The organism is Streptomyces sp. MMCC 100 (assembly GCF_041538145.2).
Classification (GTDB): Bacteria; Actinomycetota; Actinomycetes; order Streptomycetales; family Streptomycetaceae; genus Streptomyces.
The window spans coordinates 1,051,704-1,064,649 of record NZ_JBGORK020000001.1 but is presented as its reverse complement, the minus strand read 5'-3'; the positions used below and the strand labels follow the sequence as shown (position 1 = coordinate 1,064,649).

General features: G+C 70.6%; 6 protein-coding genes. 3 read left to right on the top strand and 3 right to left on the bottom strand.

Features of this window, described 5'->3' with window-relative positions:
• Nucleotides 1-413: 413 nt before the first annotated feature.
• A complete protein-coding gene (locus tag ABS735_RS04880; RefSeq protein WP_373900156.1) occupies nt 414-944 on the bottom strand; it encodes a hypothetical protein in 531 nt (176 codons plus the stop codon).
• A gap of 135 nt (nt 945-1,079) precedes the next feature.
• Nucleotides 1,080-2,183 (bottom strand): glutamate 5-kinase, encoded by a 1,104-nt coding sequence (gene proB / locus ABS735_RS04875; RefSeq protein WP_476755825.1) that lies wholly within the window; start codon nt 2,181-2,183, stop codon nt 1,080-1,082.
• A 255-nt stretch (nt 2,184-2,438) separates the two neighbouring features.
• On the opposite strand from proB, the gene ABS735_RS04870 reads away from it, so the two are divergent.
• From ABS735_RS04870 to ABS735_RS04860, 3 genes are all read left to right on the top strand, one after another.
• Nucleotides 2,439-4,610 (top strand): hypothetical protein, encoded by a 2,172-nt coding sequence (locus ABS735_RS04870; protein WP_373900154.1) that lies wholly within the window; start codon nt 2,439-2,441, stop codon nt 4,608-4,610.
• Between the two features lie 634 nt (nt 4,611-5,244).
• A complete protein-coding gene (locus ABS735_RS04865) occupies nt 5,245-7,476 on the top strand; it encodes a bifunctional glycosyltransferase/CDP-glycerol:glycerophosphate glycerophosphotransferase (RefSeq protein ID WP_373900153.1) in 2,232 nt (743 codons plus the stop codon).
• Between the two features lie 23 nt (nt 7,477-7,499).
• Nucleotides 7,500-11,063 carry a CDP-glycerol glycerophosphotransferase family protein gene (locus ABS735_RS04860; RefSeq protein ID WP_373900152.1) on the top strand — a complete coding sequence of 1,188 codons (3,564 nt, stop codon included), beginning with the start codon at nt 7,500-7,502 and terminating at the stop codon, nt 11,061-11,063.
• 66 nt (nt 11,064-11,129) lie between these two features.
• Here the strand turns inward: ABS735_RS04860 and ABS735_RS04855 are convergent, their stop codons facing one another.
• Nucleotides 11,130-12,410 (bottom strand): glycosyltransferase family 2 protein, encoded by a 1,281-nt coding sequence (locus ABS735_RS04855; RefSeq protein WP_373900150.1) that lies wholly within the window; start codon nt 12,408-12,410, stop codon nt 11,130-11,132.
• Nucleotides 12,411-12,946 lie beyond the last annotated feature (536 nt).

Here is a 12,946-nt window from a genome sequence, read left to right as displayed (position 1 = left end):
CGACGCACACACCGGACCGTGATCAGTGGGTGCCCCCCCGGAGGCGCCGACGATCCGGATCAGCCACGCCCCGCCGATGCCGGGAGCGGTCGGGGACGGTCGGCCGGGCCCGTCTTGGCCGCGGCGTCGTCCGTCAGACCACTCGCCGGCGACCTCAGCAGCAGCTTCTCACCGGTGGTGAGCCCTTCCCCGGATCGCGCGTTGCCCGAGGGGACGGCGGTCTCCCATGCCTGGAAGAACCGTGCGCACAGCGTTGCGACGACCGCCGGCCCACGCGTGCACAGGGCGCCACGGCGGGTGTTCTCGGGATCGAGCGGCACCACGGCAACCTGACGGTCGCAGACCAGGAAGCGGAGCAACGGCCTCGCCTCGCCTCCCGCACCGAAATCGGCACCGGCGGCTGGTGAGACGCCCTAGAACGGATGCACCCCGACGGGCGTCGCAGGTGCCGGTCCGTACCCCGCCGCGATGCGCTGGTGGTACGTGGCCCGGTCGATGACCTCCAGGCCGACGATCTCCCAGGGCGGCAGTCCCGCGGTCTGCCGGTGCTCGCCCCACAGGCGCAGGGCGACGGCGGCGGCGTCGTGCAGGTCGCGGGCCTCCTCCCAGTACCGGATTTCCGCGTGGTCGTCGGCGTACCGGCTGGTCAGCAGGAAGGGGTGGTCGTGCGCGAGCTGTTCGAGCGCCCGGCGCACCTCGGTGAGCGGGGCGCGGGCGCCGGAGACGCTGAGGGTGACGTGCCACAGGCGCGGGGTGTGCTCGGGCTCCTCGCCGCGGAACCGGTCGCCGGCGGCGACGCTGGTGAGGGCACGCTCCTCGCCCGGCGCCCGGTTGGCACCCCGGGCGCCGCCGGGGCGCGCGCCGGTGGCGCCGCGGGCGCCCGCACCACCGCGGGAGGCGGTACCACCGCGGGGTGCCGCCGTCCCAGGGCGTACTCCGCTCACGACGGCCTCCTTCACGCACACGGCTCGGCCCGGTGGTCGGCCGGGCTTGTCCCTGAGGAAAGTTGAGCAGGCCGCGCGAGATCGCGGGGCGGTTTTGCGGAACGTCCACCGCCGATTCGGGGACGTTTCGACCCATTACGGGTGCAGGATCACCAGATCGTCCCTGTGTACGACCTCGCGTTCGTACGCGGGTCCGAGTTCGCGCGCCAGTTCCCGGGTCGAGCGGCCGATCAGCCGGGGCATCTCCTTGGCGTCGAAGTTGACCAGTCCCCGGGCCACCGCCCGGCCCGTGCCGTCCCGCAGCTCGACGGGGTCGCCCGCGGCGAAGTCTCCTTCGACGCCCGCGATACCGGCCGGCAGCAGCGACTTGCGGCCCTCCACGACCGCCCGTACGGCACCGTCGTCGAGGACGAGCGCCCCCTGCGGGGCGGAGGCGTGCTGCAGCCACAGCAGCCGGTCGGCGAAGCGCCTGCCGGTGGCGTGGAAGTACGTGCCGGTGTCACCGCCGGTCAGGGCGTCGGCCGCGTGGACCGCGCTGGTCAGCACCACGGGGATGCCGGCGGCGGCGGCGATCCGGGCCGCCTCGACCTTGGTGACCATGCCGCCGGTGCCGACGCCCGCCTTGCCCGCGCTGCCGATGTCGACGCCCGCGAGGTCGGCCATGTCCCGCACTTCGGCCAGCCGCGACGTGCCGGGCCTGCTCGGGTCGCCGTCGTACACGCCGTCCACGTCGGACAGCAGCACCAGCAGGTCGGCGCGGACCAGGTGGGCGACGAGGGCGGCGAGGCGGTCGTTGTCGCCGAAGCGGATCTCGTCGGTGGCGACGGTGTCGTTCTCGTTGACGATCGGGAAGGCGCCCATCGCCAGCAGCTTGTCGAGGGTGCGGGAGGCGTTGCGGTGGTGGGCGCGGCGGCTCATGTCGTCGCTGGTCAGCAGCACCTGGCCGACGCGGACGCCGTAGCGGGCGAAGGAGGCGGTGTAACGGGCGACCAGCAGCCCCTGGCCGACGCTGGCGGCGGCCTGCTGGCGGGCCAGGTCCCTCGGGCGGCGGCGCAGGCCCAGCGGGGCGAGGCCCGCGGCGATGGCGCCGGAGGAGACGAGGACGATCTCCTTGTCGGTTCCGCGCACCTTGGCCAGCACGTCGACGAGCGCGTCGACCCGGTCGGCGTCCAGGCCGCCCGCGGCGGTGGTCAGCGAGGAGGAACCGACCTTGACGACGATCCTGCGGGCCTCGCCCACGGCCTGCCTTGTCCCCGGCCTTGCCCCTGCCACGGCCCCGTCCGCCTCTCCCGTCGACACGCGCCGATCCCTGCGCTCGCCAGGCAATCTACGCGAAGGGGAACGCGCGCCGCACCACAGTTCAGGCTGCGGACAGGGGGCATGAAATCCGTCGCGTCCCGGTCCGTGCTCCCGCCGTGCGTCTCCGCCTGCCGAGGGGAAAGGTCAACACGCGCGTGTCGTCGGGCGGTCACCGGGCGTTAACCCGGTTGTCCGATGCGCGACGAGCCTGGAGCGACCGCAGTGCCCACGACCCCGCCCCGCCGCCGTCTCCCCCGCCTGCCCCACCCGCCCCGCCTGCCCCGGCCTCCCCGCCTCGGCCTGCCCGGGCGGCGCACCGCCGTGAAGCTGCTGGTCCTCGGCGTGCTGGCGGCCGCCTTCGCCGCACAGGCCCTGGGCGCGCTGCTGCCGCACGTGCCGCTGCTGCTCGCGGCGAGCGCCGGTTCGCTGGCCGCCGAGGGGGCGCTGCACCGATGGCAGCGGGGCATGGTGTCGCTGTTCGCCAAGTCGCACGCCGACGTCACGGTCCGGCACGTGCTGCGGGACCTGCTGCTCGTGGTGGGCCTGCTGCGCCTCGGCGAGCAGCACCGGGAGGGCGCCTACGCCCCGCTCGTCGCCGGGCTGCTCGTCTTCTACGCGCTGCACTGGGCGATCCAGGCGGTCTCCGTCCTGGTCCGGCGCACCCGCACGCTGCCCGTGGTGACCCGGAACATCGACGCCTCGGCGCTGCGGCTGACCCCGGCACCCACGGTGCTGCTGCGCCGCCCCGGGCACCGGCTGGCGGCCTTCGGGCTGCCCGCGACGGCCGGGCTGCTGGTGACGGCGGCGACCGACGCGCCGGTGTACGGGGCGGCCGGGCTCACGCTGTCCCTGGCGGCGGCGCTGACGGGCCTGGGCGCGCTGCTGCTGCGGCTGCTGCCGGGGCGCCGGCCCGCCGGTGAGCAGGAGGTGCTCGACTGGTTCGACGCGTGGCTGGCCCGGTACCGGCCCACCGTCGGCCTGTACTTCTCGGGCGGGGCTTCCTCGGCGTACCAGGCGAACATGTGGCTGGAGCCGCTGGCCGGGCTGGACGGACGGCCGGTGATCGTGCTGCGGGAGCGGCACATGGTGCAGCGGATCGCGGCGACCGACATCCCGGTGGTGTGCCTGCCGAAGGTGTCCACGCTGATGCGCCTGGAGCACTCGACGCTCCGTGTCCTCCTCCACCCGTCCAACTCCGGGAAGACCTCGCAGGTCCTGCGCATCCCGACCATCAAGCACGCCTTCGTGAACCACGGGGAGAGCGACAAGCTGTCCTCGTGCAACCCGTACGCGAAGGCGTACGACGAGGTGTGGGTGGCGGGCCCCGCGGCGCGCGAGCGGTACGCGCTTGCGGAGGTCGGCGTCGAGGACAAGGACGTGGTGGAGATCGGCCGCCCGCAGCTGGACGCCGTACGGCCGTACGCGGGGCCGCCCGCGCCCGGGGCGTTCACGACCGTCCTGTACGCGCCGACCTGGGAGGGCTGGGACGGCAACCCCGGCAACACATCGGTGGTCGCGGCCGGGGAGAACCTGGTGCGGGCGCTGCTGGCGGACCCGGGCGTACGGCTGCTGTACAAGCCGCATCCGCTGACGGGGTCGGTGGATCCGCGCGCCCGGGCCGCAGATCTGCGCATCCGGGAGCTGGTGCGGGCGGCGAACCGGGAGCGGGGCGGACCCCGGCCCGACGCCTCGGCCGCCACGTGCCTGTCCCGGCGGACGGCGGAGCTGGACCGGCTCACCGCGGCCGGTTTCCGGTCGGCGGCGGACCAGGCGGAGCGGATGCTGCGGCAGCCGGCGCCGGAGCCCGGGCGGGCGGAGGCGGTACGGCGGGCGACGGACGCGTGGGAGGAGGCGTACTGGGCGTCGCTGCCCGAGTGGGAGCACCAGGTCGTCACGGACGCCCGGCCGCCGCTCTACGCCTGCTTCAACCGGGCCGACCTGCTGATCAGCGACGTGTCCAGCGTGATCAGCGACTTCCTGGCGAGCGGCAAGCCGTACGCGGTCGCCAACACCAGCGCGCTGGCCGAGGACGTGTTCCGCAAGTCGTTCCCGACGGTGGCGGCGGCGACCGTGCTGACGCCGGACGCGTCCGGTGTGCCGGCGCTGCTCGAGGCGGTGCGGCATCCGGAGCGGGATGAACTCGCCGGGGAGCGCGCCGTGTTGGCCCTGCGTCTGCTGGGTCCGGCCGAGCCGCCGTCCCGGGACCGTTTCGCCGGTGCGGTACGGGACCTGTGCGCGGCGGCGGTCCAGCACCGGGCCAGGATGGCGGAGCGGCTGTCCGCGGACCTCCCGCTCCCCGGCCCGCGCCGCGAACCCGCCCGGCCGTCCGCCCCCTCGGCGGCCCCTGAGCCGCACCGCCGCATCTGAGCCCGGCCGCCCCCGGCCCGGCCCACCTGGTCTCGACGCAGGGCCGGTGAGGTTCTCGATGTACACACCGCGCCTGTCACAGCATGGTCACGAATCACGCCCTCCAGGAGGGGTCGGCGCCGACGGGGGCAGGCCGCAGACATGACAAATCACCCTCACGTCGGCGTACACGACCACGTCGGCGTACACGACCACGCCTTCGCCGCCCTCGCACGCCTTCGCAGCACTCGGCCGGGGCGCGCAGCCCATGCGCGCCGCCGGATCCGGCTCCGCCCGTGACCTGCCAACTCACTCTCACGCCTTCCGGGCCTCCGTCGCCGCGTGCAGACTCGGTCATGGGTCACGGAAATCGAGTCGGGCACATGAGGCGGAACCCGACGCAAGTCGGTGAAGAGGACAGGGGGGCCGAATGTGAGGAAGTTCTCCTGCCGCCTCCGAGCGGCCCATTCGGGCAGCCGATCCGGCCATTTCCCGCTGTGCCCGCGCACAGATTGCCCGGCTACCGTGCCCACAGAAACTCCACTTGAATCCTCTACGCTGATGCGGCGGCGCACTCCATGCCCGAGCGGTGTCCGGAGCGCGTTCCGGTCCCAGCCCGCAGTCCCCTGGTCAGTTCTCGGAACAGGTTGTAAGGATGCCCAAATTCTCTCTCGTCGCCCCCGTGTACAAGGTTCAGGGTTATCTGCCGGAGTGCCTTGACTCGGTACTTGGTCAGGACTGCACGGACTTCGAGATCATCGCGGTCGACGACTGCTCGCCGGACGGGTCAGGGGCCATTCTCGACGAGTACGCGAAACGTGACTCCCGGATTCACGTGATTCACCTCACGGAAAACGTGGGCCTGGGGCGCGCACGCAACGCCGGACTGGACAAGGCCACCGGCGATTACGTGTTGTTCCTGGACAGTGACGACACGTTGTCCGACGGTGCCCTGTCTGCCATTCGGGACCGGCTCGAGGCCACGGGCGATCCCGAGATCCTTGTCTTCGACTACGCGCGCACCTACTGGGACGGCCGCGTCCGCCCGAACCTGCGGGCCGACCTGCTCAAGGAAAAGGGCCCGGACGCCTTCTCCCTCGCCGAGCGTCCCCAGTTGCTCGACCTGCTCCAGATCGTGTGGAACAAGGCCTACCGGCGCGACTTCATCACCCGGACCGGGCTCACCTTCCCGTCCGGGTACTACGAGGACGCCCCCTGGACGTTCTGTTCCCTGATCAGCGCCGAGCAGATCGCCGTGCTGGACCGGGTCTGCGTGCACTATCGGCAGCGGCGCGAGGGCGGCAACATCCTCAAGACGGTCAGCCGCAAGCACTTCGACGTCTTCGACCAGTACGGGCGGGTCTTCGACTACCTCGACGCGCACGAGGAACTCGCCGAGTGGCGCGGCCCGTTGTTCCGCAAGATGATCGACCACTACCTGACCGTCCTGGAGCGCCCGGGCCGCCTGCCGCAGAACGCGCGCGCAGAGTTCTTCCACCGTGCTTCGGCCGACTACCGCGCCCGCGTGCCGAAGGGCTTCACCCGGCCGGGCGGCGGTCGCGGCATCAAGTACGGGATGCTGGAGCGCGACGCCTACACGACGATGATGAGCGCCCTGAGGGCGGTGAAGCTCCGCCAGCAGGTCAAGACCCGCGTCCGCACCACGCTCAACCGGTCCAAGCGCGTCGCGATGGGCGCCTTCTACCGGTCGCAGCGCAGGCTGCCGCTGGACGAGAACCTGGTGCTGTTCTCCGCCTACTGGAGCCGCAGCGTCTCCTGCAACCCCGCCGCCATCGACGCCGAACTGGCCCGGCTGGCCCCGGACATGCGCCGCGTCTGGGCGGTTCGCGCGGAGAACGCGGACCGGGTGCCCAAGGGCGTGCGGGTCGTCCGTGTGGGCTCCCGCGAGTACTGGGCGGCGCTGGCCCGCGCCAAGTACCTCGTGAACAATGTGAACTTCGCGGACTCCGTGATCAAGCGCGAGGGCCAGATCCACGTGCAGACCCACCACGGCACGCCGCTGAAGACGATGGGCCTGGACCAGCAGAAGTACCCGGCCTCCACCGACATGGACTTCGAGAAGCTCCTGGAGCGGTGCGACCGCTGGGACTTCAGCATCAGCGCCAACCAGTTCTCGACCGTGATCTGGGAGCGGGTCTACCCCTGCTCGTACACCACGCTGGAGACCGGCTACCCGCGCAACGACGTCCTCGTGAGCGCCACGTCCGCGGACGTGCGCGCGGCCCGCGCCGCGCTCGGCCTGGCCGACGGCACCAAGGCCTTCCTGTACATGCCGACGCACCGCGAGTACCAGCCGGGCTTCACGCCCCCCTTGAACCTGGCCGTGTTCGCCCGCGAACTCGGGCCCGACGTGACCCTGCTGGTGCGCGGCCACTACTTCTACGGCAACTCCCCGCACGTCGACGAGTTGCGCCGCACCGGCCGCATCGTCGACGTCTCCGGGCACGCCCGGGTGGAGGAGCTGTACCTCGCGGCCGACGCCCTGATCACGGACTACTCCTCGGCGATGTTCGACTACGCCGTACTGGACCGCCCGATCATCAGCTACGTCCCCGACTGGGACGTCTACTCCGCGGTCCGCGGCACCTACTTCGACCTGCTCCAGGAACCGCCCGGCGCGGTGGCCACCACACAGGCGGAGCTGCTGCGGCTGCTCGCCTCCGGCGCGTACGACAGCCCGGAGACGACCGAGCGCCGTGACACGTTCCGCCGGCGTTTCTGTGAATTCGACGACGGGCACGCAGCGGAACGGGTCGTACGACGCGTCTTCCTCGGTGAGGAGAGCCTGCCGCCCGTCGTCCCCTTCGACGAACGCCGCCACGCCCCGACCCCCACCCAGGCTCTCGAACTGGTCGAGCGGGCCTGACCCCGAAAGGAGATCACCAAGCCATGGCCCCTCGGCTCAGTGTCATCGTCCCGATCTACAACGTCGAGCGTTACCTGCCGGCCTGCCTCGACTCGCTCGCCGCGCAGACCTTCCGGGACCTCGAGGTCCTGATGGTCGACGACGGTTCGCCCGACGGATCGGCCGCCATCGCCGCCGAGTACGCCGACCGCGACGCGCGGTTCCGGCTGATCCGCAAGGAGAACGGCGGACTCGGAGCCGCCCGCAACACGGGCATCTCTCACATATCGGCCGATTCGGAGTATCTGACCTTCGTCGACAGCGACGACGTGATCCCGCCGGACGCCTACCGGCTGATGGTCACCAGCCTCGACGAGTCCCGCTCGGACTTCGCCACCGGCAACGTCTTCCACCTCAAGGGCGAGAAGTCCTGGCAGGTGCCGCTGCTGCAGATGCTGGCCGGCGAGGCCCGCAAGCGCACGCACATATCGAAGAACCCCCGCCTGGTGGCCGACCGCATCGCCTGCAACAAGGTCTTCCGGCGCGCCTTCTGGGAGAAGCACCACTTCTCCTTCCCCGAGGGCATCCTGCACGAGGACATACCCGTGGTGCTGCCCGCCTACTACCGGGCCGAGGCCATCGACATCATCGGCGAGCCGACCTACTTCTGGCGGCTGCGCGAGGGCGAGTCCGCGCCGTCGATCACCCAGCGCCGCAAGGAACCCCAGGCGGTCCGCGACCGGGTCACCGCTGTGAGCATGGTCAGCGACTACCTGTCGCGGCAGCCGGGCACCGAGTTCACCGCGTACAAGAACCAGTACGACGACCGGGTGCTCCGCGACGACCTGCGGCTGTTCCTGCGGGTGCTGCCGGACGCGACGGCGGAGTTCCACGAAACCTTCCTGGAAGCCGCCAACCGCTACCTCGACACCGTCGACCCGAAGATCGTGATGGGTCTGCCGACGGATCTGCGGGTCCAGTGGCTGCTGGTGCGCAAGCACGCCATGCCCGAGCTGATCGCCCTGCTCGCCTCCCAGCGCCGCAAGGAGCCGGTCGAGGTGTCGGGTTCCTTCCGCAAGTACGCCAGCTACCGCACGCTGGAGGAGAGCGGTCTCGAACTGCCCAAGTCGGCACTGCGCATCGACGGCGACCTCGCGCTGCGCGCCCCGCTGCAGTCGGTGACCTGGCACGACGGCAAGCTCCGGCTGTCCGGCAACGCCTACATCGACAAGATAGACCTGCCGTCGAAGCGCAGCAGCGTCAAGGTCGTGCAGATCAAGCGGGAGGGCTCGCGCCGCCGCATGTACCTGCCGGCCAGGAACGTCCACCGTCCGGAGTGCACCACCGACTCCGGCCAGGAGCGCTACAACTACGACTGGGCCGGCTGGGAGCTGGAGCTCGACCCCGCCAAGCTGCGCAAGGGCGGCAGCTGGCAGGAAGGGCTCTGGCACGTCGGCATCAACGTCTACGCCTCCGGCCTGGTACGTCGCAGCGGTGTCTGGGCCCGCGGCGGCTCCGCCGCCAACTTCCCCCCGTACCAGTGGCTCGACGAGAACTTCCGGCTGCTGCCGACCGTCACGCGCGGCGCCCTCAAGCTGCGGATCGAGAAGGTCCGCGCCCTGATCACCGACCGAGGGCTCGACGGTGACTCGATCGCGGTGGCCGGTGAGATCCGGGTCCCGCTCAAGCCGGGCGAGACGCTGGCGCTTCGGCTGACGAACGCCAAGAGCGGCGAGGTCCGCAAGTACCCCGTCGCCGTGGCACAGCAGGGCACCCGGACCACCTTCGACGCCCGGGTGCCGCTGGCCGACGTCGCGCTGCTCGGTGACGACACCGTCGACGAGAACGCCCAGCTCGACCGTCGGCTCTGGAGCACGGCCCTGCTGGCCACCGCGGTGGACGGCACCGAGCGCCAGTTCGGCAGCGTCGTCAAGGACGGTCTCGAGGATCTCTCCTTCGACCTGCCCGCGTCCTTCGGTGAGCCCGGCGCACACCGGGAACTCGCCGTCGTCTCCGGCCACAACGGCTATCTGAAGATCTTCGGCCGGACCCGCCGGGCCACGATCACGGACGTCGCCCTGCGCGACGGCCGCATCGCGATCGAGGGCCGCACCAGCCCGAAGCTGGTCGGCTCCGAGCTGGTCCTCAAGGCCCGCAACCGCTACGACGAGCGCGCCACACCGGTCGACTGGTCCGACGACGGCAGCTTCCGCACGTCCTTCGACCCGTCGGTGATGGGCGGCTCCGGCGGGGTCCCGCTCAAGGCCGGCCGGTGGAATCTGCTGCTGCGCTCGGCGGACGCGGCCGTACCGGACACCGAGTTCGTCATCGACCGCCTGGCCGTGTCCCAGTTCCCGCTCCACGCGGAACTGAACGGTCGCCGCTACTGGTTCGAGAACCGCTGGGGTGACTTCCCGCAGCTCAACTGCCGCTCCGAGCTGAGCGACCTGGAGCGCGGACCGTACCGCCAGCTCCAGCACCGCCGCGAGGTCTACGAGCCCGCCCGGGAACTGCCGCTGCGCGACCAGGTCTTCTTCTTCAGCTACAACGGCAAGCAGTACTCGGACAGCCCGCGGGCGATGCACGAGGAGCTGCTGCGCCGCAACAGCGGCCTGAAGTACCTGTGGGCCGTGCGCGACGGCCAGGTCGTCCTGCCGCCGACCGCCGAGAAGGTCCGCATGTGGGGCCGGGAGTGGTTCGAGGCACTGGCCACCTCTCGCTACATCGTCACCAACGGACACCTGCCCGAGTGGGTCGTGCGCCGCCCGGGTCAGGTGATCGTGCAGACCTGGCACGGCACGATGCTGAAGAAGATCGGCCACGACATCGAGACCCTCCACTTCGACCGCGAGTACCAGAACCGCCTGGCCCTCGAGGCGAAGAACTGGAGCCTGCTCGTCTCGTCGAACCGCTTCTCCACGCCGATCCTGAAGCGCGCCTTCTCCTACGACGGTGAGATACAGGAGGCCGGTTACCCGCGCAACGACTACCTGTACTCCCCCGACCGGGACAAGATCGCCGCGCAGGTCAAGGAGACGCTGAAGCTGCCCGAGGGCAAGAAGGTCGTGCTGTACGCGCCGACCTGGCGCGACGACCAGTCCCACAGCGCCGGACAGTACCGGTTCGACCTGCGGATCGACCTGGAGGACGCGCGTCGCCGCCTCGGGGACGACCACGTCCTGCTCATCCGCCGCCACTCCAACGTGGTCGACCAGGTCCCTGGCGCGGGCAACGGCTTCGTGTTCGACGTCTCGGAGTACCCCGACATCGCCGACCTGTACCTCGCGGCGGACATCATGATCACGGACTACTCGTCGGTGATGTTCGACTACGCACACCTGAAGCGGCCGATGCTGTTCTTCACGTACGACCTGGAGCACTACCGGGACACACTGCGCGGGTTCTACTTCGACTTCGAGCAGGACTCACCCGGCCCGCTGATCGACAACTCCAAGGAACTGGTCGACGCGATCCGGGACATCGATCAGGTCCGGGCCAAGTACCAGGACCGGTTCGACCGCTTCCACCACTTGTTCTGCGACCTGGACGACGGTCATGCCTCCGCGCGCGTCGTCGACCGGATGCTGGAGCAGAGCCGGGAGCTGTGACCGGGGTCGCGTCCCGCACATAAGACGCTCGGGCCGCCGCGTGCTGCACGCGGCGGCCCGAGCGTCTTACGGAAGCCGAACAGGTTCGGTGGCCGGCCCGGGGGCGGAGCCGGCGCGACGGCCTCGGATCCCGCGGCGGCCGACGGCCAGGATTCTGGTGAGTGCGGAACGGCCCCGCGCCGGGCGCACGTTGATCGGGAGCCTGCCCGCGTCGGGCGCGGATTTCGTTGCCGCCGAGGCCGACGTCGGCGCCGCCTTCGGCGCGGTCGTCGGCGCGGTCGTCGGCGCGGCGTGCTGCTCCGTCGCGGGCTGCGGCCCGGAGTCCGCCTTGGGCTTGGGCGTGAGTCTGGGCTTGGGCTTGGGCTTGGGCTTGGGGACCAGAGTGGTCAGCGCGGTGAGCTGCTCAAGGCGTCCCTGGGAGATCAGCAGGCAGCGCAGAGCGGCCAGCGGCGGCAGCTGCGCGACCAGTTCCTCGGGGAAGAAGTCCCGCAGCAGCTCGTCGGCCAGCTTCACGTACAGCGCACGCGTCTCCTGCGGGAGCCCGGCGAAGCCGTTGCCGAAGCGGCCGAGCACCTCGAGGCTGAGCCAGCGGTACAGGAGCGTGTTGCGCTTCTCGCCGGGCGGGACCTGTGCCGTGACGATGTTCAACACGTCGCGCACGTTGTCGTAGAACGGAACCGGGTCCGGGGTCTGCTGAGTCAGGTGCGGGAAGTCGTCACGGCGCACCAGGTAGTAGCAGTCGTAGTCCGAGACCACGGAGATCGACCGGGCGAGCAGATAGGCCGGCACGATGAACACCTGTTCCTCGGCCAGGCGAAGGCCCTCCGCGAACCGCAGCCCGTGCTCCATGACCAGGGAGCGCCGGAAGATCTTGTGCGCGGTCAGCGTCCAGACGGCCTTGGTGGTGAAGATGTCACCCCCCTCGACGTTCTCCCGGAACGGCGTGACGGGGGCCTTGCGGCCCACGCCCTTGATCTTTCCGAGCACCACGTCGGAGTCGTTGCGCTCGGCGGCGGCCACCATGCGCTCCAACGCCTCGGTGCCCAGGTAGTCGTCGGGGTCGGCGAAGAACAGGAACTCGCCCTCGGCCATCTCGATGGCCCGGTTGCGGGGCCCGCCCGGCGCACCGGAGTTCGCCTGATGCGTCACCCGGATCCGTCCGGGATACCGCTCGGCCCACGCGTCGAGCACGGCACCGCTGCCGTCCGTGGACCCGTCGTCGACCGCGACGACCTCGATGTTCGCGAAGCCGATCGTCTGGTCGACGATCGACTGCAGGCATTCCGGCAGATGGTCGACCGCGTTGTAGACCGGGATGACAACCGACACTTTGACCGGGTCAGCCATGGACCGACGTGAGGGCGCAAAGCCCATATGTCTCCCCCCAGAGAACACAACAAATAGATGAGATCACTTTATCTGCGCTTCCGGGGGGATTAAGTCTCACCGGACCAACAGTCTACGCAAGATCATGTAACGGCCGGATCAGGTCCTGGAGCGGTTCGAAGCCGTCGAACTCACCGAGCCGTTGAGCCGACCAGCGACCGCCAGGTGGGCGGATCCGCCCACCTGTGTTCTCGCCGGCGATGCGCGAAAAGGACCCATGGCAACTACGTACTGTTCATGGGTGGTGACAAAACGCTGTCCCCTGTCCCGCTCTGCGAACGCCGCCTCGCCCACTGCATCGGTCCAGCCACTCAAAGGTGAAAAGCGGGAGTAATCGCCCGCGATGCGCACTCGGCGAACACGCGTGGCTACTGGCACCGGGCCGGGGCAGTACGCTGGCCCGGTAAGGCGGCAAGCCGGTTCAACGCGTCGACTTCACGATCCGTTCGTCCTAGACAAACGAAGGTCGTTACACGAGGCGTGCCGGCTCGATCAGC